This is a genomic window from Escherichia sp. WS338 (genome assembly GCF_046486405.1).
Taxonomy (GTDB): Bacteria; Pseudomonadota; Gammaproteobacteria; order Enterobacterales; family Enterobacteriaceae; genus Escherichia; species Escherichia coli.
The window spans coordinates 91,609-112,125 of the sequence record NZ_JBJQLL010000005.1; the positions used below are offsets into that span (position 1 = coordinate 91,609).

Consider the following 20,517-nt stretch of genomic DNA (forward strand, 5'->3'; position numbering starts at 1 on the left):
CTATTCCACGCATCATGCATGATATTCACGGGGAATAGCGTTAATGGCAGATAATCTAAACCCTTCATCGCCCCTGCCGGACGTGTTTTCACCGGCGACCCGCGACTGGTTTCTTCGCGCCTTTAAACAGCCGACCGCTGTCCAGTCGCAAACCTGGCATGTGGCGGCGCGAGGCGAACATGCGCTGGTGATTGCACCGACTGGCTCCGGGAAAACGCTGGCAGCATTTCTCTACGCCCTCGATCAGCTCTTCCGCGAAGGCGGCGAAGATACCCGCGAGGCGCATAAGCGTAAAACCTCACGCATCCTCTATATTTCACCGATCAAAGCTCTGGGCACCGACGTTCAGCGCAACTTGCAGATCCCGTTACAGGGTATTGCCGATGAACGGCGGCGGCGCGGCGAAACGGAAGTCAATCTTCGCGTGGGGATCCGTACTGGCGATACGCCTGCACAGGAACGCAGCAAACTCACCCGTAATCCGCCGGATATTCTGATCACCACACCCGAATCACTCTATCTGATGCTGACCTCCCGCGCGCGCGAAACGCTACGCGGCGTCGAAACGGTAATTATTGATGAAGTCCACGCGGTAGCGGGCAGTAAACGTGGTGCGCATCTGGCGTTAAGTATGGAGCGGCTCGATACGCTGCTCCACACCTCAGCACAGCGAATTGGCCTTTCTGCCACTGTGCGTTCAGCCAGCGATGTGGCAGCATTTCTTGGTGGCGATCGCCCGGTTACGGTAGTCAACCCGCCCGCAATGCGCCATCCGCAGATACGGATTGTCGTACCGGTCGCCAATATGGATGATGTCTCATCGGTCGCCAGCGGCACCGGCGAAGACAGCCATGCCGGCCGGGAAGGCTCCATCTGGCCATATATTGAAACGGGTATCCTTGATGAAGTTTTGCGCCATCGCTCGACCATTGTCTTTACTAATTCACGCGGGCTGGCGGAAAAACTGACGACACGATTAAATGAGCTTTACGCCGCACGCTTACAGCGTTCCCCATCTATCGCCGTTGATGCGGCCCATTTCGAGTCGACCTCCGGCGCAACCTCTAACCGTGTACAAAGTAGCGACATTTTTATTGCCCGCTCACACCACGGCTCCGTCTCTAAAGAACAACGAGCAATCACCGAACAGGCGTTGAAATCGGGTGAATTACGCTGTGTGGTCGCAACCTCCAGTCTCGAACTGGGGATTGATATGGGCGCGGTGGATCTGGTGATTCAGGTGGCAACGCCGCTTTCTGTTGCCAGTGGGTTACAACGCATTGGTCGCGCCGGACATCAGGTTGGCGGTGTATCTAAAGGGCTTTTTTTCCCCCGAACCAGGCGTGACTTAGTCGATTCCGCAGTCATTGTAGAGTGTATGTTCGCAGGCAGGCTGGAAAACCTGACACCGCCGCATAATCCACTCGACGTCCTTGCGCAGCAAACCGTTGCCGCCGCGGCGATGGATGCATTACAGGTAGACGAATGGTACTCCCGCGTACGCCGTGCCGCACCGTGGAAAGATCTGCCAAGACGTGTTTTTGACGCCACGCTGGATATGCTTTCCGGGCGCTATCCCTCTGGCGATTTTTCTGCTTTTCGCCCCAAACTGGTCTGGAACCGGGAGACCGGGATATTGACCGCCCGACCTGGCGCTCAATTGTTGGCGGTTACCAGCGGCGGCACCATTCCGGATCGTGGCATGTATAGCGTGTTATTACCCGAAGGTGAAGAACAGGCCGGTTCGCGGCGGGTGGGTGAACTGGATGAGGAGATGGTATATGAGTCGCGGGTGAACGACATTATCACTCTCGGCGCTACCTCATGGCGGATCCAGCAAATCACCCGCGATCAGGTGATTGTGACTCCTGCTCCGGGTCGTTCTGCCCGGCTCCCCTTCTGGCGTGGTGAAGGTAACGGACGTCCGGCAGAATTAGGCGAGATGATCGGCGATTTTCTCCATTTACTGGCGGATGGCGCGTTCTTTTCCGGGACTATTCCCCCGTGGTTGGCAGAAGAAAATACGATCGCCAATATTCAGGGGTTGATTGACGAGCAGCGCAACGCGACGGGCATCGTTCCAGGTAGTCGTCATCTTGTCCTCGAACGGTGCCGTGATGAAATTGGTGACTGGCGTATTATTTTGCACTCTCCCTATGGAAGACGGGTGCATGAACCCTGGGCGCTGGCGATTGCCGGGCGAATACATGCACTATGGGGCGCTGACGCGTCTGTGGTTGCCAGTGATGACGGCATTGTTGCGCGCATTCCTGACACCGATGGTAAATTGCCCGATGCCGCGATTTTTTTGTTTGAACCAGAAAAGTTGCTGCAAATTGTCCGCGAGGCGGTAGGCAGCTCGGCACTTTTCGCCGCCCGTTTTCGCGAATGCGCCGCGCGGGCATTATTAATGCCGGGCCGCACGCCGGGCCATCGCCCCCCGCTCTGGCAACAACGGCTGCGCGCCAGTCAGTTGCTGGAAATCGCTCAGGGATATCCAGATTTTCCGGTCATTCTCGAAACCCTACGCGAATGTCTGCAAGATGTTTATGATCTTCCCGCGCTGGAACGTTTGATGCGTCGCCTGAACGGTGGCGAAATTCAAATATCCGATGTAACGACCACTACGCCTTCGCCTTTCGCCGCCAGTTTATTGTTCGGCTATGTCGCGGAATTTATGTACCAGAGCGACGCCCCGCTGGCAGAGCGCCGGGCATCCGTACTGTCGCTGGACAGCGAGTTACTGCGCAATCTACTCGGACAGGTCGATCCGGGGGAATTACTCGACCCGCAGGTCATTCGCCAGGTGGAAGAAGAGTTGCAACGACTGGCTCCTGGCAGAAGAGCGAAAGGTGAAGAAGGATTGTTCGACCTGCTGCACGAACTGGGGCCAATGACCGTTGAAGACCTGGCGCAACGGCATACAGGCAGCAGTGAAGAGATTGCGTCGTATCTGGAAAATCTTCTTGCAGTAAAACGAATCTTCCCGACGATGATTAGCGGGCAGGAGCGTCTTGCCTGTATGGATGATGCCGCCAGGCTGCGCGATGCCCTCGGCGTACGACTACCAGAGTCACTGCCAGAGATTTATTTGCACCGAGTCAGTTACCCGCTTCGCGACCTCTTTCTGCGCTATCTCCGGGCTCATGCTCTGGTCACGTCTGAACAACTGGCTCATGAGTTTAGTCTCGGTATTGCCATTGTCGAAGAGCAACTTCAGCAACTGCGCGAACAGGGGCTGGTGATGAATCTGCAACAAGACATCTGGGTGAGCGATGAAGTATTTCGTCGTCTGCGTTTGCGCTCGCTGCAAGCCGCCAGAGAAGCGACGCGTCCCGTTGCGGCCACGACCTATGCGCGATTGCTGCTGGAACGTCAGGGCGTATTACCCGCCACCGATGGTAGCCCGGCACTCTTTGCCTCAACATCGCCAGGCGTTTATGAGGGCGTGGATGGCGTCATGCAGGTGATCGAACAGCTTGCCGGAGTCGGTTTACCCGCCTCACTCTGGGAAAGCCAGATCCTGCCTGCCCGCGTACGCGACTATTCGCCAGAAATGCTCGATGAATTACTGGCAACCGGTGCGGTTATCTGGTCGGGGCAAAAAAAGCTGGGTGAAGATGACGGTCTGGTGGCACTGCATCTACAGGAATATGCCGCAGAATCGTTCACTCCCGCCGAAGCGAATCAGGCGAATCGTTCGGCGCTGCAGCAAGCGATAGTCACGGTTCTGGCTGACGGAGGAGCCTGGTTTGCACAACAAATCAGCCAACGGATACGCGATAAAATCGGCGAATCGGTTGATCCCTCAGCCATGCAAGAGGCGTTATGGGCGCTGGTCTGGCAAGGCGTCATCACCAGCGACATTTGGGCACCGTTACGCGCCCTCACCCGCAGCAGTACCAACACACGCACCTCAACTCGCCGCAGTCACCGGGCTCGTCGTGGACGTCCTGTCTATGCGCAACCCGTCTCGCCGCTGGTATCTTACAACACACCAAAGCTTGCTGGACGCTGGTCGTTATTGCAGGTGGAGCCACTAAACGATACCGAAAGGATGCTGGCGCTGGCGGAAAATATGCTCGACCGCTACGGCATCATCAGTCGTCAGGCGGTGATAGCCGAAAATATCCCTGGCGGGTTTCCATCGATGCAAACGCTTTGTCGAAGTATGGAAGACTCCGGGCGAATTATGCGAGGTCGTTTTGTAGAAGGTCTGGGTGGCGCGCAATTCGCTGAACGTCTGACTATTGACCGATTGCGCGATCTGGCGACACAAGCCACGCAAACGCGCCACTATACACCAGTGGCGCTCTCTGCCAACGATCCGGCTAATGCATGGGGAAATCTTCTGCCCTGGCCTGCACATCCGGCAACGCTGATACCAACGCGTCGGGCGGGTGCGCTGGTGGTCGTTTCTGGCGGCAAATTGTTACTCTATCTGGCGCAAGGTGGCAAAAAAATGCTGGTCTGGCAGGAAAAAGAGGAATTACTCGCCCCAGAGATTTTCCACGCGCTGACTACCGCACTGCGTCGCGAACCACGGCTGCGCTTTACGCTAACAGAAGTGAATGACCTACCGGTCCGGCAAACGCCGATGTTTACGCTGCTGCGTGAGGCGGGATTTTCAAGTTCGCCACAAGGGCTGGATTGGGGATAGAGAAAGGACTGACGGATGCCCGTTCGCATCCGTCAGTATTGCAGGACGGATTATTCAGCGTCCGGCTCTTCAGACTTGTATTTAGCGGCAGTTTCTTTGATCAGCTGCTGCAGTTCGCCACGCTGATACATTTCGATCACGATATCACAACCGCCGACCAGCTCGCCGTCAACCCACAGTTGCGGGAAGGTCGGCCAGTTAGCATATTTCGGCAGTTCCGCACGAATGTCCGGATTCTGCAGGATATCAACATAGGCAAAACGTTCGCCACATGCGGCAAGCGCCTGGACTGCCTGGGCAGAGAAACCGCAGCTCGGCAGTTTCGGTGAACCTTTCATGTACAGCAGGATCGGGTTTTCAGCAATCTGGCGTTGGATTTTTTCGATAGTGGTGCTCATTGTCTTGCTTCCTCAAACTTCTTTACGGCAGTAATCTGACATTGTAGCGGGTCAGTGCGGCATCGGAAAATAACATTTTCATCACGCTTTTGCTATTTTATCCCTTTGCTCTATTTGTTGCATTTCAAATATTCGTTTCTTCCCTGACGCACGGCAAACTGGCGTATTTATAACCATTTTTAGCTTTCACTGCTGCATTTTTTTGCGCTCGCCAACGAAACGTATTTTTTAACAATAAAAGCTATTAACTTTCTCTTCTTCTATGCATTAGAATCATCAAGTTTTGTAAATCAGACGCAGGCATGATAGACCTGCCTTAACAGAGGGACGCTCAGTGGCGCGGATAAACCTAATTTCGATCACGCTCTGTGCTTTACTTTTTACCACCCTGCCTTTAACGCCTATGGCCCATGCTTCAAAGCAAGCCAGGGAGAGTTCTGCTACTACTCATATCACCAAAAAAGCAGATAAAAAGAAAAGCACGGCAACCACCAAAAAGACCCAGAAAGCCAGCCAGAAAACAGCGAAAAAAGCCGCCAGTAAAAGTACGACCAAAAGCAAAACCGCTTCTTCCGTTAAAAAATCTTCCATTACCGCTTCTAAAAACGCCAAAACTCGCAGCAAACATGCCGTCAATAAAACGGCCTCAGCCAACTTTACCGAAAAGTGTACCAAACGTAAGGGCTATAAATCGCATTGTGTGAAAGTCAAAAATGCCGCGTCAGGAACCCTTGCCGACGCGCACAAAGCGAAGGTGCAAAAAGCCACGAAAGTGGCAATGAATAAACTGATGCAACAAATTGGTAAGCCATATCGTTGGGGCGGCAGCTCACCGCGTACCGGTTTTGATTGCAGCGGCCTGGTTTATTACGCTTATAAAGATTTGGTGAAAATTCGTATTCCGCGTACGGCGAATGAAATGTATCACCTGCGTGATGCAGCACCTATCGAACGTAGTGAACTGAAAAACGGCGACCTGGTCTTCTTCCGTACTCAGGGACGCGGTACAGCCGATCATGTCGGCGTGTATGTCGGCAACGGCAAATTTATTCAGTCACCGCGCACGGGCCAAGAAATTCAAATCACTTCTCTCAGTGAAGACTACTGGCAGCGCCACTATGTTGGCGCTCGTCGGGTAATGACCCCAAAAACACTTCGCTAAAACTTTACCCTGTTGTTACGGCAACAGGGTAAGTTCATCTTTTGTCTCACCTTTTAATTTGCTACCCTATCCATACGCACAATAAGGCTATTGTACGTATGCAAATTAATAATAAAGGAGAGTAGCAATGTCATTCGAATTACCTGCACTACCATATGCTAAAGATGCTCTGGCACCGCACATTTCTGCGGAAACCATCGAGTATCACTATGGCAAGCATCATCAGACTTATGTCACTAACCTGAACAACCTGATTAAAGGTACCGCGTTTGAAGGTAAATCACTGGAAGAGATTATTCGCAGCTCTGAAGGTGGCGTATTCAACAACGCAGCTCAGGTCTGGAACCATACTTTCTACTGGAACTGCCTGGCACCGAACGCGGGTGGCGAACCGACTGGAAAAGTCGCTGAAGCTATCGCCGCATCTTTTGGCAGCTTTGCCGATTTCAAAGCACAGTTTACTGATGCAGCAATCAAAAACTTTGGTTCTGGCTGGACCTGGCTGGTGAAAAACAGCGATGGCAAACTGGCTATCGTTTCAACCTCTAACGCGGGTACTCCGCTGACCACCGATGCGACTCCGCTGCTGACCGTTGATGTCTGGGAACACGCTTATTACATCGACTATCGCAATGCACGTCCTGGCTATCTGGAGCACTTCTGGGCGCTGGTGAACTGGGAATTCGTAGCGAAAAATCTCGCTGCATAATAACTGATGGCAAATGCAACATTGCCTGATGCACTTCGCTTACCATGCCAACTCGGATGAAGCGTTAACACCGCATCCGGCAAGATAAATCGCACGTTGCCAGCAACTGTAACGCAGAAGGTTATCCTTCTGCGTTTTTGTGTAATTAGCTGTTGGCAACGCAAACTGCCTCAGGTTGTTTTCTGGCTGACATAAACACCAGCAATAATGCCAGTCCCGCGACAATCGCCCCCATCACCGGCACAAAGCTGTATCCCAGCCCAGCGGAAATTACCGCACCACCAGCAGCAGCTCCCAGCGCATTTCCAAGATTAAAGGCACCAATATTGACTGATGAAGACAGACCAGGCGCTTCACTGGCGACACGCATCACGCGCATCTGTAACGGCGGTACGACCGCAAAGGTTGCAGCTCCCCACACCACCATGCTAATAGCTGCGCCGAACTCATTGCGGGCCAGGAACGGGATTGCTAGCATAATCACCATCAGCAGCAACAAAAAGCCTTTCAACGTGCCGTTAACTGAACGATCTGCCAGTTTGCCGCCGAGATAGTTACCGATAGAGAATCCGACACCAATCAGCACCAGCATTGCCGTAACGAACACCGGCGTTGCGTGGGTAATACTTTGCAGTACCGGAGAGATATAGGTGTAGAGGGTAAACATTGCACCAGCTCCCAGTACCGTCGTCAGCAATGCAGACAGCACCTGCGGACGCATTAATACCGCCAGCTCTTTTTTCACTTCAGGTCGCGCCCCTGCGCCACCTTTAGGTAATGAGAAGAACAGACTTACCATTGAAATCACGCCCAGCCCCGCCGTTGCCAGAAATGACATCCGCCAGCCGATGGTTTCGCCCAACCAGGTCGCTGCCGGAACGCCACCGATATTTGCCAGGGTTAACCCCATAAACATAGTGGCAACTGCGCTGGCCTGTTTATGTTTTGGCACCACGCTTGCGGCCACAACTGAACCCAAACCAAAAAATGCTCCGTGATTCAGGCTGGTCAAAATGCGTGAAAGCATCAGCGTCATATAATCCGGCGCGATGGCGGAAAGTACGTTGCCGAGCGTGAAAATCGCCATCAGGAAAATCAACGCACTGCGGCGAGCACGATGAGAAAGTAGAAGCGTCATCAGCGGCGCGCCAACCATTACGCCAACTGCATAGGCACTGATTAACATTCCGGCAGCGGGAATCGAGACATCCACACCGCGCGCAATGACGGGCAATAAGCCCATTGGCGAGAACTCCGTTGTCCCGATACCAAACGCGCCAATCGCCAGCGCCAGCAACGGATAGTTAATTTTCATGCCTTATCTCCACCTCTTCGCGTCATTACGCGATATTCATTAAAGTGGCGAAAGCATGACAGCAATCACAAAAAAATGAAAATAACAAAAAGAGAAAACACTTTTGCCATTTTGCTAACAAACAGGAAGGAGATGCGAGGGAGAACGCGCTCCCTCGAGAGGAAATCAGTGCAGCGCGGCTGTCAAACCCACGGCCACGATCAAACCGAGGACGATAATCGTTGTTACCAGTGAAAATTTAAGGTCGGTGCTCATCAAGTTTTCTCCTTTTTTATTACCACACAAAAAGTGATATTACGCATTTTTACACACTGTGATGAAAAAATCTCCCGTCATTTATAATGATAAGTGTTTTTACCACTTCCCCTTTTCGTCAAGATCGGCCAAAATTCCACGCTTACACTATTTGCGTACTGGCCATTGACCCCTTCCTGACGCTCCGTGTCGTTTTTCCGGCGTACCGCAACACTTTTGTTGTGCGTAAGGTGTGTAAAGGCAAACGTTTACCTTGCGATTTTGCAGGAGCTGAAGTTAGGGTCTGGAGTGAAATGGAATGGCAACAATAAAAGATGTAGCGAAACGAGCAAACGTTTCCACTACAACTGTGTCACACGTGATCAACAAAACACGTTTCGTCGCTGAAGAAACGCGCAACGCCGTGTGGGCAGCGATTAAAGAATTACACTACTCCCCTAGCGCGGTGGCGCGTAGCCTGAAGGTTAACCACACCAAGTCTATCGGTTTGCTGGCGACCAGCAGCGAAGCGGCCTATTTTGCCGAGATCATTGAAGCGGTTGAAAAAAATTGCTTCCAGAAAGGTTACACCCTGATTCTGGGCAATGCGTGGAACAATCTTGAGAAACAGCGGGCTTATCTGTCGATGATGGCGCAAAAACGCGTCGATGGTCTGCTGGTGATGTGTTCTGAGTACCCAGAGCCGTTGCTGGCGATGCTGGAAGAGTATCGCCATATCCCAATGGTGGTGATGGACTGGGGTGAAGCAAAAGCTGACTTCACCGATGCGGTCATTGATAACGCATTCGAAGGCGGCTACATGGCCGGGCGTTATCTGATTGAACGCGGTCATCGCGAAATCGGCGTTATCCCTGGCCCGCTGGAACGTAACACCGGCGCAGGCCGCCTTGCCGGTTTTATGAAGGCGATGGAAGAAGCGATGATCAAAGTGCCGGAAAGCTGGATTGTGCAGGGTGACTTTGAACCTGAATCCGGTTATCGCGCCATGCAGCAAATCCTGTCGCAGCCGCATCGCCCTACTGCCGTCTTCTGTGGTGGCGATATCATGGCAATGGGCGCACTTTGTGCTGCTGATGAAATGGGTCTGCGCGTCCCGCAGGATGTTTCGCTGATCGGTTATGATAACGTGCGCAACGCCCGCTATTTTACGCCGGCGCTGACCACGATCCATCAGCCAAAAGATTCGCTGGGCGAAACAGCGTTCAACATGCTGTTGGATCGTATCGTCAACAAACGTGAAGAACCGCAGTCCATTGAAGTGCATCCGCGGTTGATTGAACGCCGCTCCGTGGCTGACGGCCCGTTCCGCGACTATCGTCGTTAATCACCTGTTGCGGGAGTCTCTTCCGGCTCCCGCAGCCACTCCTTATTCAGCGTCTCACTATCGCCGAGATACTCAAGCAACCAGGTTAACGCAGGCGACATATCATTTTGCTGCCATGTCAGACAACATGCCGAATCCGGGAAGGGGTTTTCCAGTTCTAGTGCTACCCACTTCCCCTCATTAAGCCACGGTTTGGCGAAATGTGTTGGCACCATCCCTATGCATAATCCTGCCGAGATACAGGTTGCCGATGATTCCCAGTCAGGCACGACAAGTCTTTTTTGGTTATCCAGCAACCAGGTAATACGTTTAGGTAGCGTTCGCGAGGTGTCTTCGCGCACCAACGACGGCCAGTTGCGCAACGTATCATCGCTGAACGGGCCATCCATCAACGCCAGCGGGTGGTGGCTGGCAACAACGCAACTCCAGCTTAGCATCCCCATATCGCGGAAGGCATAACGACCGCCTACCGGAATCGCGCGTGTTGCGCCAATCGCCAGTTCCACGCGCCCGTCGGAAAGCGCATCCCAGACACCGTTGAACACTTCCTGAAAGACAAGAAGTTCGACATCATCAAAATGGCGATAAAAATCAACGATCATCTGCCGTGTACGTTCTGGCCTGACAATATTATCCACTGCGATAGCTAACTGACCGCGCCAGCCGTTCGCTATCTGCTGACATTGCTGCCGGGTGATCTGCATTTTTTTGACAACAGAGCGCCCTTCTTTGAGAAACCACGCCCCGGCAGCGGTCAGTTCCACATCACGGTGACGTCGTTCAAACAGCGGCACCGCCAGCCACTCTTCCAGCTGACGCACGGTATAGCTGACCGCAGAAGGAACGCGATGCAACTCCTGTGCCGCAGCGCTAAAACTACCATTACGCGCTACCGCATCAACAACCTCGAGTGAATATTCTGACCACATAGTCTGCCTGCAAAATTTTTGAAACCAGTCATCAAATATTACCGTTTCACAACACTAATTTCACTCCCTACACTTTGCGGCGGTGTTTAATTGAGAGATTTAGAGAATATACATGCAACCTGGGAAAAGATTTTTAGTCTGGCTGGCGGGTTTGAGCGTACTCGGTTTTCTGGCAACCGATATGTATCTGCCTGCTTTCGCCGCCATACAGGCCGACCTGCAAACGCCTGCGTCTGCTGTCAGTGCCAGCCTTAGTCTGTTCCTTGCCGGTTTTGCCGCAGCCCAGCTTCTGTGGGGGCCGCTCTCCGACCGTTATGGTCGTAAACCGGTATTATTAATCGGCCTGACAATTTTTGCGTTAGGTAGTCTGGGGATGCTGTGGGTAGAAAACGCCGCTACGCTGCTGGTATTGCGTTTTGTACAGGCTGTGGGTGTCTGCGCCGCGGCAGTTATCTGGCAAGCGTTAGTGACGGATTATTATCCTTCACAGAAAGTTAACCGTATTTTTGCGACCATCATGCCGCTGGTGGGTCTATCTCCGGCACTGGCTCCTCTGTTAGGAAGCTGGCTGCTGGTCCATTTTTCCTGGCAGGCGATTTTCGCCACCCTGTTTGCCATTACCGTGGTGCTGATTCTGCCTATTTTCTGGCTCAAACCCACGACGAAGGCCCGTAACAATAGTCAGGATGGTCTGACCTTTACCGACCTGCTACGTTCTAAAACCTATCGCGGCAACGTGCTGATATATGCGGCCTGTTCAGCCAGTTTTTTTGCATGGCTGACCGGCTCACCGTTCATCCTTAGTGAAATGGGCTACAGCCCGGCAGTTATTGGTTTAAGTTATGTCCCGCAAACTATCGCGTTTCTGATTGGTGGTTATGGCTGTCGCGCCGCACTGCAGAAATGGCAAGGCAAGCAGTTATTACCGTGGTTGCTGGTACTGTTTGCTGTCAGCGTCATTGCGACCTGGGCTGCGGGCTTCATTAGCCATGTGTCGCTAGTCGAAATCCTGATCCCATTCTGTGTGATGGCGATTGCCAATGGCGCGATCTACCCGATTGTTGTCGCCCAGGCGCTGCGTCCCTTCCCACATGCAACCGGTCGCGCCGCAGCGTTGCAGAACACTCTACAACTGGGTCTGTGCTTCCTCGCAAGTCTGGTAGTTTCCTGGCTGATCAGTATCAGCACGCCATTGCTCACCACCACCAGCGTGATGTTATCAACAGTAGTGCTGGTTGCTCTGGGTTACATGATGCAACGTTGTGAAGAAGTTGACTGCCAGAATCATGGCAATGCCGAAGTCGCTCATAGCGAATCACACTGATCTATATCGATATACTTATACTTAGGCTGCTAACAAAATTTTGTTGTATGATTGAAATTAGCGGCCTATACTAATTTCGAGTTGTTAAAGCTACGATAAATATTATGTTTTTACGGGGACAGGATCGTTCCCGACTCACTATGGATGGTCATTTCGGCAAGGGTTCCTCCTTTCCCTCTGTTCTACGTCGGATTATAGACTCGCGGTTTTTTCTGCGAGATTTCTCACAAAGCCCAAAAAGCGTCTACGCTGTTTTAAGGTTCTGATCACCGACCAGTGATGGAGAAACTATGAGTTCATCGTGTATAGAAGAAGTCAGTGTACCGGATGACAACTGGTACCGTATCGCCAACGAATTACTTAGCCGTGCCGGTATAGCCATTAACGGTTCTGCCCCGGCGGATATTCGTGTGAAAAACCCCGATTTTTTTAAACGCGTTCTGCAGGAAGGATCGTTGGGGTTAGGCGAAAGTTATATGGATGGCTGGTGGGAATGTGACCGACTGGATATGTTTTTTAGCAAAGTCTTACGCGCAGGTCTCGAGAACCAACTCCCCCATCATTTCAAAGACACGCTGCGTATTGCCGGCGCTCGTCTCTTCAATCTGCAGAGTAAAAAACGTGCCTGGATAGTCGGCAAAGAGCATTACGATTTGGGTAATGACTTGTTCAGCCGCATGCTTGATCCCTTCATGCAATATTCCTGCGCTTACTGGAAAGATGCCGATAATCTGGAATCTGCCCAGCAGGCGAAGCTCAAAATGATTTGTGAAAAATTGCAGTTAAAACCAGGGATGCGCGTACTGGATATTGGCTGCGGCTGGGGCGGACTGGCGCACTACATGGCATCTAATTATGACGTAAGCGTGGTTGGCGTCACCATTTCTGCCGAACAGCAAAAAATGGCTCAGGAACGCTGTGAAGGCCTGGATGTCACCATTTTGCTGCAAGATTATCGTGACCTGAACGACCAGTTTGATCGTATTGTTTCTGTGGGGATGTTCGAGCACGTCGGACCGAAAAATTACGATACCTATTTTGCGGTGGTGGATCGTAATTTGAAACCGGAAGGCATATTCCTGCTCCATACTATCGGTTCGAAAAAAACCGATCTGAATGTTGATCCCTGGATTAATAAATATATTTTTCCGAACGGTTGCCTGCCCTCTGTACGCCAGATTGCTCAGTCCAGCGAACCCCACTTTGTGATGGAAGACTGGCATAACTTCGGTGCTGATTACGATACTACGTTGATGGCGTGGTATGAACGATTCCTCGCCGCATGGCCAGAAATTGCGGATAACTACAGTGAACGCTTTAAACGGATGTTTACCTATTATCTGAATGCCTGTGCAGGTGCTTTCCGCGCCCGTGATATTCAGCTCTGGCAGGTGGTGTTCTCACGCGGTGTTGAAAACGGCCTTCGAGTCGCTCGCTAAAGGCTATTCTATCGCCCCCTCTCCGGGGGCGATTTCAGATCAGGCTTCTGTACCTGGTTGATTCATGGCATTTTCTCGTGCTGCCAGCACACGTTCTACGGTATCTACCACTGCCTGAGTTTGTGGATCAATTTCAATGTTGACGCGTGCGCCGAGTTTTTTCTTCCCAAGAGTCGTGCGTTCCAGGGTTTCCGGAATTAAATGGACGCAAAAACGCGTTGGCGTGACTTCGCCGACGGTCAGGCTAATACCGTCGATGCCAATAAATCCTTTGTACAGAATATATTTCATCAACTGACTATCCTGGACTTTAAACCAGATCTGGCGATTATTTTCCGAGGTTAATATTTTCGCCACTTCAGCGGTGGTCATAATATGACCTGACATTAAGTGTCCGCCAATTTCATCACTGAATTTCGCCGCACGCTCAACGTTTACCCAATCCCCCACTTTTAAATCGCCAAGATTGGTAATGCGTAACGTTTCTTTCATCAGGTCAAAACTGACATGGTTGCCGTTAATTTCCGTCACGGTCAGGCAGCAACCGTTATGCGCCACGGACGCACCGGTTTCCAGGCCCTCCAGCATGTGGTCGGGTAACTCCACCACATGCGTACGAAAATTTGGTTTCTCGTCAATCGACACCAGTTTTGCGGTGCCCTGTACAATCCCCGTAAACATACTTACAACTCCTGAAATCAGTTAAGACATTCTGTTCAGCACAATAGCAGGTGGCAAACGCCCTTACCAGTGAAGGGGTAAGAATGACTATTTTTTCACTGGAGAATTAATAAATCCTCGCTACAATAGACTGAATTTCCCCTGCTTCTTCTTTTTGCTGCCCATTCAGGCGGCTTTTTAGTCTCTCATATAACTACAAATAAAAGGTGTTCACGTGCAGAAGTATATCAGTGAAGCGCGTCTGTTATTAGCATTAGCAATCCCGGTGATTCTCGCGCAAATCGCCCAAACTGCGATGGGTTTTGTCGATACCGTGATGGCGGGCGGCTATAGTGCCACCGACATGGCGGCGGTCGCTATCGGTACTTCTATCTGGCTTCCGGCGATCCTCTTTGGTCACGGACTGCTGCTGGCATTAACGCCGGTTATCGCGCAATTAAATGGTTCCGGTCGACGTGAGCGCATTGCGCATCAGGTGCGACAGGGCTTCTGGCTGGCAGGTTTTGTTTCCGTTCTCATTATGCTGGTGCTGTGGAATGCAGGTTACATTATCCGCTCTATGGAAAACATCGATCCGGCTCTGGCGGACAAAGCCGTGGGTTATCTGCGTGCGTTGTTGTGGGGCGCGCCGGGCTATCTGTTCTTCCAGGTTGCCCGTAACCAATGTGAAGGTCTGGCAAAAACCAAGCCGGGTATGGTAATGGGCTTTATCGGCCTGCTGGTGAACATTCCGGTGAACTATATCTTTATTTATGGTCATTTCGGTATGCCTGAGCTCGGTGGCGTTGGTTGTGGCGTGGCTACTGCGGCGGTGTATTGGGTCATGTTCCTTGCCATGGTTTCTTACATTAAACGCGCCCGCTCCATGCGCGATATTCGTAACGAAAAAGGCACCGCTAAGCCCGATCCTGCGGTTATGAAACGACTGATTCAACTCGGTTTGCCGATTGCGCTGGCACTGTTCTTTGAAGTGACACTGTTTGCCGTCGTGGCTCTGTTAGTGTCTCCGCTCGGTATTGTTGATGTCGCAGGACACCAGATTGCCCTGAACTTTAGTTCGCTGATGTTTGTGCTTCCCATGTCGCTGGCGGCAGCGGTAACTATCCGCGTAGGTTATCGTCTGGGTCAGGGCTCAACGCTGGATGCGCAAACCGCTGCGCGGACCGGGCTTATGGTGGGTGTCTGTATGGCAACCCTGACGGCCATTTTCACGGTTTCACTGCGGGAGCAAATCGCCCTGTTGTACAACGACAATCCCGAGGTTGTAACGCTGGCTGCGCATTTGATGTTGCTGGCGGCGGTATATCAGATTTCTGACTCTATCCAGGTGATTGGCAGTGGGATTTTGCGTGGTTATAAAGATACGCGTTCCATTTTCTATATCACCTTTACGGCTTACTGGGTGCTGGGCTTGCCAAGCGGCTATATTCTGGCACTGACCGATCTGGTCGTTGAACCTATGGGGCCAGCAGGCTTCTGGATAGGCTTTATTATTGGCCTGACGTCGGCAGCCATTATGATGATGTTGCGTATGCGGTTCCTGCAACGTCTGCCGTCAGCCATCATTCTGCAACGAGCAGCTCGCTAGTAAAGACAAGGCGCAACCTTCACGGGTTGCGCCTGTGTTTTTACGCAGGCTGGAGCGTTGCGCCAATCCCGTCTTCGTCTGGCTGTAGTTTCAGTGCGTTACACAGAGTTTGCCGACTGGCATCTGTTATCTCAACGTGTATATCACCAGTAACTTCCCCTTTCACATTGATGAAGTCAGGTGAAATTTCTTTCGCACTGGTTTGCAGGCAAATGGCTCCCTCTCCACGCAGGCGTTTCACTTTCAGATGCACCTGCGTTGCCGCATCAGTGATCAGCCACAGTTTTCCGCCATTGAGATTGATGTTACCAACACTGAAAGTGACACTGTCACCTTTTACCGTACTGCCGTCGAGAATCAACACACCGCCCTGCTGTACAGTAATCGTTGATTGTTGCAGATCTGCGCCATAGCCAATAATCATTGAAGCGCCGTCCAGTAATGCAACACTACCGGTCAGTTCAACCGGTGCGCGATCTTCCTCTACTACAAAATTTTCGTCCGCGCTGGTGGGTGACAACAGGATCACTGTCCCACCTTGTATTACCGCATTTTCCAGCGTACCGGCATGCACTTCAGCCCGCCCCCCCACATTAACGGACAGGTTTTGCGTCTTACCGGAACTGTAGAGCTGAAGACCATCCGTACCCAGACGATAGATGGCTCCATTCTCAACAATAGTGTCAGAGTCTTCACCACCGAGATTATTCATGGTGCCACCAGCAAGCAACGTATCATTGGCTTTCCCCGCCAGCATAAAAACGCCGCCCTGATTAATCTCACAATTGCTGGCTTCCCCACCTGGATACACCAACAATTCACCACCTTCATCTACCACGACCGCTGAGGTTGTCCCATTGACCAACAGGCCACCCTCTTGATCGAGAATAATTTTTTCCGCGCGATGTCCTTCCAGTACACGCAGGTTACCGCCATTTTCCAGCAACAAACCGCAGGCATAACCTTTATCAACGCTGAATTCACCTTCGGGATGGCGGCCATTAACCGTAGCGAGCGTAGAGAGACTAATTGCGCCTCCCTCGGACTGAACAATATCTGTGGCAATGGCACCGTCGCTGACCGATAGCGTGCCATTGTTGCCGTACTGTGTGCATTTGGCGATCCCACCGGTTGCCACTTTCAACCAGCCAGCCCCCGTGACCACGGTATTTTCGGCTCTTCCGCCAGCTTCAACAATTAACTCACCTTCAGTAAGTTGCGTCGCGCCAATGACCTCGCCGGTCTTAACAATTTGCACGTTCCCGTCGCTCATCAAGTTTTTCGCATCAGATCCCATGATTTATTCCTTTGCTGCATCTGTGTGCCTTTATTGCTACCTAAGTGTAAAGGCTACGGAGGATTTATCCACGACAGATTTTGAGATGGTGGCAAACAACTCTGTTTAAACTCTGATACACGGATTATTGGGTTGTATCTGATGTAAATGCGATCCTGAATAAAAATCGCCCTTGCAAATCAACAAAATATAGCCAATTTGCTTAAAAGCTCTGCAAACGGTCGAAATAGCGCAGAAAATTACGTTTTGCCTCTTGCCACCTTCCCACTCTGCCGCTAATATTCGTCCCCGTTGTCACCTACAACGTTGCGTTCATAGCTCAGTTGGTTAGAGCACCACCTTGACATGGTGGGGGTCGTTGGTTCGAGTCCAATTGAACGCACCATCCTGCGTCCGTAGCTCAGTTGGTTAGAGCACCACCTTGACATGGTGGGGGTCGGTGGTTCGAGTCCACTCGGACGCACCAGATTTTCTTAATCTGGTCTTCTCCTTTTTCCCTCTGTTTCTTCTCTGTATCCAATACGTTAAAAGATTTACACTGTCTTCGTATGCGTTATCAGAAGGAGAATCGCTATGGCAACTTTGTTACAACTTCATTTTGCTTTTAATGGCCCATTTGGCGACGCAATGGTTGAGCAGCTTGAACCGCTTGCTGAGTCGATTAATCAGGAACCTGGTTTTCTGTGGAAGGTATGGACAGAAAGTGAAAAGAACCACGAAGCCGGTGGGATCTACCTTTTTACTGATGAAAAAAGCGCCCTTGCCTATCTGGAAAAACATACTGCCCGACTGAAAAATCTCGGCGTTGAGGAAGTTGTCGCCAAAGTTTTCGATGTCAATGAGCCACTTAGTCAAATCAATCAGGCAAAACTCGCCTGACAGAATTTAATCAAGGGCGGTTAGCGCCCTTTTCATCCCTGTCTGAAATTTCTCAAATTCTAAAAATCTCAACCAAACTTATCTGATAACACTAAATTCGAAAGAATGCGTACAGGTAAGTAACAATGAAAAAAATTGCTATTGTGGGTGCCGGGCCTACGGGGATCTACACCTTATTCTCGCTTCTACAGCAACAAACTCCACTTTCTATTTCTATCTTCGAGCAGGCTGATGAAGCCGGTGTCGGGATGCCATACAGTGATGAGGAAAACTCAAAAATGATGCTGGCAAATATTGCCAGTATTGAAATACCGCCGATTTATTGTACGTATCTCGAATGGCTACAAAAGCAAGAAGCCAGCCATCTCCAGCGTTATGGCGTTAAAAAAGAAACCTTGCACGATCGTCAGTTTTTACCGCGAATTCTGCTGGGCGAATATTTCCGCGATCAATTTTTACGATTAGTAGACCAGGCACGACAGCAAAAATTTGCAGTGGCTGTTTATGAATCATGCCAGGTTACCGATCTGCAAATTACAAATGCTGGCGTCATGCTCGCTACAAATCAGGATTTACCCAGCGAGACGTTTGATTTAGCGGTGATCGCCACGGGTCACGTCTGGCCTGATGAAGAAGAAGCAACCCGAACGTATTTTCCCAGCCCGTGGTCAGGCCTGATGGAAGCAAAGGTCGATGCGTGTAACGTGGGTATTATGGGAACATCCTTGAGCGGACTGGATGCGGCAATGGCAGTGGCTATTCAGCATGGTTCGTTCATTGAAGATGATAAACAACACGTCGTTTTTCACCGCGATAACGCAAGTGAAAAGCTAAATATTACGTTGATGTCGCGTACGGGTATTTTACCCGAAGCCGATTTCTATTGCCCTATTCCCTACGAGCCCTTACACATCGTCACCGATCAAGCATTAAATGCTGAGATTCAAAAAGGCGAAGTGGGCCTTTTGGATCGGGTATTTAGATTGATAGTAGAGGAAATCAAATTTGCTGATCCAGACTGGAGCCAACGCATAGCCTTAGAAAGCCTGAATGTCGATTCCTTTGCTCAAGCCTGGTTTGCCGAGCGCAAACAACGCGACCCATTCGACTGGGCAGAAAAAAATCTCCAGGAAGTCGAACGCAATAAACGAGAAAAACATACTGTTCCCTGGCGTTATGTCATTCTGCGCCTGCATGAAGCCGTACAGGAAATTGTTCCTCATCTGAATGAACACGACCATAAACGGTTCAGTAAAGGCCTTGCCCGGGTTTTCATCGATAATTATGCGGCAATCCCTTCAGAGTCTATTCGTCGACTACTGGCCTTACGTGAAGCGGGAATCATTCATATTCTCGCCCTCGGTGAAGACTACGAAATGGAAATTAATGAGTCGCGCACCGTCCTGAAAACGGAAGACAATAGCTACTCGTTTGACGTTTTTATTGATGCCCGTGGGCAGCGTCCGCTTAAAGTGAAAGATATTCCTTTCCCTGGACTACGCGAACAATTACAGAAAACAGGGGATGAAATCCCTGATGTTGGCGAAGATTATACGCTACAGCAACCCGAAGAAATTCGTGGGCGCGTAGCGTTCGGCGCGTTGCCCTGGTTGATGCACGACCAGCCATTCGTACAGGGACTTACGGCATGTGCAGAAATTGGTGAGGCGATAGCTCAGGCGGTCGTAAAGCCTGCATCCCGTGCTCGTCGGCGTCTTTCGTTTAATCAAATGTAAAGCTATCAGCACTCAACAAACTGATGCTGTTCATTAAGGCGATAGCGGACTCCGGCTCGAATATTGTTTTCACCTTCAATGGCGACGGCGAAGCGAACTCTTTCGCCGTCATGATATGCCAGTGCGGCGCTTCCCCCTGGCCCGAGAATAATTGAGTCGACCACGCCCGTGCTCACTATTGTTGAATCTTCACCGCTGGCAATGATGTGTACATTGTCGCCGCTGTTGGCAATTCTGGCGTTTGCGCCAAAGCTGGCGATTTGCACCAGGTCACCATTACTGGCGACATGACATCGTTCACCCAATGTACAAACGCGTACTCGCATTCCGGTATTCGCAATCCGACTGCTATCTCCAGCGCTGCTTATCCGCGAAGAATTACCGGTTACAGCAACCCGTGCGCGTTCACCGGAGCTGCCAATGTGACTGTTAAAGCCGACACTTCCAATCCGCACGCTATAACCCATACTGGCAATTTGCGCGGCATACCCAGCGGTTGCGATTCTGGCATTATCCTCACAACAGCCGATGCGAGCATGATCGTCGCTGCGGGCAAACTGACTGCAAAATGCTCTCTCTCCGGGATCTGTGGCCAGTTTTTGCATAGAAGAAACTTCCTGATGCGCGAAGTTTTCATCCGCCAGCCATTTTTTCCACGCATACTCAACCAGACTCTCCGCCCAGTCCGTATATCCTTCCTCAATCAGTGCATGATGAATATCGGCATAACTACCGCCGCGTGGGAAATGGCGCAGAAACCAGCGATACATCACCGCTCCGATACGCCATTCTCGCAGGTCTGCTCGTGTAATGATCATTCG

Annotated in this window: 16 protein-coding genes and 2 tRNA genes; 11 read left to right on the forward strand and 7 right to left on the reverse strand. The window is 51.2% G+C overall.

Annotation, left to right across the window (positions count from 1 at the left end; genetic code table 11):
* The first annotated feature begins 43 nt into the window (after nt 1-43).
* Nucleotides 44-4,660, forward strand: coding sequence for an ATP-dependent helicase (locus tag ACJHWT_RS05965; protein ID WP_001695792.1), 4,617 nt, complete (start codon nt 44-46; stop codon nt 4,658-4,660).
* A 50-nt stretch (nt 4,661-4,710) separates the two neighbouring features.
* On the opposite strand, the gene grxD is transcribed toward ACJHWT_RS05965, so the two are convergent.
* Entirely contained in the window at nt 4,711-5,058 is a 348-nt protein-coding gene (gene grxD / locus ACJHWT_RS05970) for a monothiol glutaredoxin 4 (RefSeq protein ID WP_000108172.1), read from the reverse strand.
* A 334-nt stretch (nt 5,059-5,392) separates the two neighbouring features.
* Between grxD and mepH the strand changes: the two genes are divergently transcribed.
* Nucleotides 5,393-6,220, forward strand: a complete 828-nt coding sequence (gene mepH, locus ACJHWT_RS05975; RefSeq protein WP_000101156.1) for a peptidoglycan DD-endopeptidase MepH — start codon at nt 5,393-5,395, stop codon at nt 6,218-6,220.
* Nucleotides 6,221-6,347: 127 nt separating this feature from the next.
* Nucleotides 6,348-6,929: a superoxide dismutase [Fe] gene (gene sodB, locus ACJHWT_RS05980; RefSeq protein WP_000007283.1), complete on the forward strand. Its 582-nt coding sequence runs from the start codon at nt 6,348-6,350 to the stop codon at nt 6,927-6,929.
* Between the two features lie 145 nt (nt 6,930-7,074).
* Here the strand turns inward: sodB and ACJHWT_RS05985 are convergent, their stop codons facing one another.
* Nucleotides 7,075-8,244 carry an MFS transporter gene (locus ACJHWT_RS05985; protein ID WP_000701039.1) on the reverse strand — a complete coding sequence of 390 codons (1,170 nt, stop codon included), beginning with the start codon at nt 8,242-8,244 and terminating at the stop codon, nt 7,075-7,077.
* Nucleotides 8,245-8,409: 165 nt separating this feature from the next.
* On the reverse strand, nt 8,410-8,499 hold the full coding sequence (gene cydH / locus ACJHWT_RS05990; protein ID WP_000102278.1) for a cytochrome bd-I accessory subunit CydH: 90 nt from the start codon (nt 8,497-8,499) through the stop codon (nt 8,410-8,412).
* A gap of 298 nt (nt 8,500-8,797) precedes the next feature.
* Between cydH and purR the strand changes: the two genes are divergently transcribed.
* Nucleotides 8,798-9,823 carry an HTH-type transcriptional repressor PurR gene (gene purR, locus ACJHWT_RS05995; RefSeq protein WP_000190982.1) on the forward strand — a complete coding sequence of 342 codons (1,026 nt, stop codon included), beginning with the start codon at nt 8,798-8,800 and terminating at the stop codon, nt 9,821-9,823.
* Here purR and punR read toward each other — a convergent pair.
* Entirely contained in the window at nt 9,820-10,752 is a 933-nt protein-coding gene (gene punR / locus ACJHWT_RS06000) for a DNA-binding transcriptional activator PunR (protein WP_000269493.1), read from the reverse strand. The two genes, purR and punR, sit on opposite strands and share 4 nt — an antisense overlap.
* Nucleotides 10,753-10,864: 112 nt before the next feature.
* On the opposite strand from punR, the gene punC reads away from it, so the two are divergent.
* Complete coding sequence (gene punC / locus ACJHWT_RS06005) at nt 10,865-12,076, forward strand: purine nucleoside transporter PunC (RefSeq protein WP_001182362.1); 1,212 nt, start codon at nt 10,865-10,867, stop codon at nt 12,074-12,076.
* A 290-nt stretch (nt 12,077-12,366) separates the two neighbouring features.
* Nucleotides 12,367-13,515: a cyclopropane fatty acyl phospholipid synthase gene (gene cfa, locus ACJHWT_RS06010; protein ID WP_000098896.1), complete on the forward strand. Its 1,149-nt coding sequence runs from the start codon at nt 12,367-12,369 to the stop codon at nt 13,513-13,515.
* Between the two features lie 39 nt (nt 13,516-13,554).
* Here the strand turns inward: cfa and ribE are convergent, their stop codons facing one another.
* Nucleotides 13,555-14,196, reverse strand: coding sequence for a riboflavin synthase (gene ribE, locus ACJHWT_RS06015; RefSeq protein WP_000493956.1), 642 nt, complete (start codon nt 14,194-14,196; stop codon nt 13,555-13,557).
* A 214-nt stretch (nt 14,197-14,410) separates the two neighbouring features.
* On the opposite strand from ribE, the gene mdtK reads away from it, so the two are divergent.
* Entirely contained in the window at nt 14,411-15,784 is a 1,374-nt protein-coding gene (gene mdtK / locus ACJHWT_RS06020) for a multidrug efflux MATE transporter MdtK (protein ID WP_001174939.1), read from the forward strand.
* A gap of 40 nt (nt 15,785-15,824) precedes the next feature.
* On the opposite strand, the gene ACJHWT_RS06025 is transcribed toward mdtK, so the two are convergent.
* Nucleotides 15,825-17,081: an AIDA repeat-containing protein gene (locus ACJHWT_RS06025; RefSeq protein WP_000534265.1), complete on the reverse strand. Its 1,257-nt coding sequence runs from the start codon at nt 17,079-17,081 to the stop codon at nt 15,825-15,827.
* A 308-nt stretch (nt 17,082-17,389) separates the two neighbouring features.
* On the opposite strand from ACJHWT_RS06025, the gene ACJHWT_RS06030 reads away from it, so the two are divergent.
* The 4 genes from ACJHWT_RS06030 to ACJHWT_RS06045 all read left to right on the forward strand — a co-directional run bounded on the left by ACJHWT_RS06030 (nt 17,390) and on the right by ACJHWT_RS06045 (nt 19,696).
* A tRNA-Val gene (locus ACJHWT_RS06030) sits at nt 17,390-17,466 on the forward strand.
* A gap of 4 nt (nt 17,467-17,470) precedes the next feature.
* Nucleotides 17,471-17,547 (forward strand) — tRNA-Val (locus tag ACJHWT_RS06035).
* 107 nt (nt 17,548-17,654) lie between these two features.
* On the forward strand, nt 17,655-17,960 hold the full coding sequence (locus tag ACJHWT_RS06040; protein WP_000212668.1) for a monooxygenase: 306 nt from the start codon (nt 17,655-17,657) through the stop codon (nt 17,958-17,960).
* Nucleotides 17,961-18,085: 125 nt separating this feature from the next.
* Entirely contained in the window at nt 18,086-19,696 is a 1,611-nt protein-coding gene (locus ACJHWT_RS06045) for an FAD-NAD(P)-binding protein (protein ID WP_000716945.1), read from the forward strand.
* Between the two features lie 5 nt (nt 19,697-19,701).
* Here the strand turns inward: ACJHWT_RS06045 and ydhT are convergent, their stop codons facing one another.
* The gene (ydhT, locus tag ACJHWT_RS06050) at nt 19,702-20,514 is read right to left on the reverse strand and encodes a protein YdhT (RefSeq protein ID WP_000587571.1); all 813 of its coding nucleotides are present in this window, start codon (nt 20,512-20,514) and stop codon (nt 19,702-19,704) included.
* Between the last annotated feature and the right edge of the window lie 3 nt (nt 20,515-20,517).

What these genes read in the sequence shown, in the direction of transcription:
- grxD (WP_000108172.1), bottom strand. Translation starts at nt 5,058, where the DNA reads ATGAGCACCACTATCGAAAAAATCCAACGCCAGATTGCTGAAAACCCG.
- purR (WP_000190982.1), top strand. Translation starts at nt 8,798, where the DNA reads ATGGCAACAATAAAAGATGTAGCGAAACGAGCAAACGTTTCCACTACA.
- ACJHWT_RS05985 (WP_000701039.1), bottom strand. Translation starts at nt 8,244, where the DNA reads ATGAAAATTAACTATCCGTTGCTGGCGCTGGCGATTGGCGCGTTTGGT.
- sodB (WP_000007283.1), top strand. Translation starts at nt 6,348, where the DNA reads ATGTCATTCGAATTACCTGCACTACCATATGCTAAAGATGCTCTGGCA.
- punR (WP_000269493.1), bottom strand. Translation starts at nt 10,752, where the DNA reads ATGTGGTCAGAATATTCACTCGAGGTTGTTGATGCGGTAGCGCGTAAT.
- ribE (WP_000493956.1), bottom strand. Translation starts at nt 14,196, where the DNA reads ATGTTTACGGGGATTGTACAGGGCACCGCAAAACTGGTGTCGATTGAC.
- ACJHWT_RS06040 (WP_000212668.1), top strand. Translation starts at nt 17,655, where the DNA reads ATGGCAACTTTGTTACAACTTCATTTTGCTTTTAATGGCCCATTTGGC.
- ydhT (WP_000587571.1), bottom strand. Translation starts at nt 20,514, where the DNA reads ATGATCATTACACGAGCAGACCTGCGAGAATGGCGTATCGGAGCGGTG.
- ACJHWT_RS06045 (WP_000716945.1), top strand. Translation starts at nt 18,086, where the DNA reads ATGAAAAAAATTGCTATTGTGGGTGCCGGGCCTACGGGGATCTACACC.
- ACJHWT_RS05965 (WP_001695792.1), top strand. Translation starts at nt 44, where the DNA reads ATGGCAGATAATCTAAACCCTTCATCGCCCCTGCCGGACGTGTTTTCA.
- cfa (WP_000098896.1), top strand. Translation starts at nt 12,367, where the DNA reads ATGAGTTCATCGTGTATAGAAGAAGTCAGTGTACCGGATGACAACTGG.
- cydH (WP_000102278.1), bottom strand. Translation starts at nt 8,499, where the DNA reads ATGAGCACCGACCTTAAATTTTCACTGGTAACAACGATTATCGTCCTC.
- ACJHWT_RS06025 (WP_000534265.1), bottom strand. Translation starts at nt 17,081, where the DNA reads ATGGGATCTGATGCGAAAAACTTGATGAGCGACGGGAACGTGCAAATT.
- punC (WP_001182362.1), top strand. Translation starts at nt 10,865, where the DNA reads ATGCAACCTGGGAAAAGATTTTTAGTCTGGCTGGCGGGTTTGAGCGTA.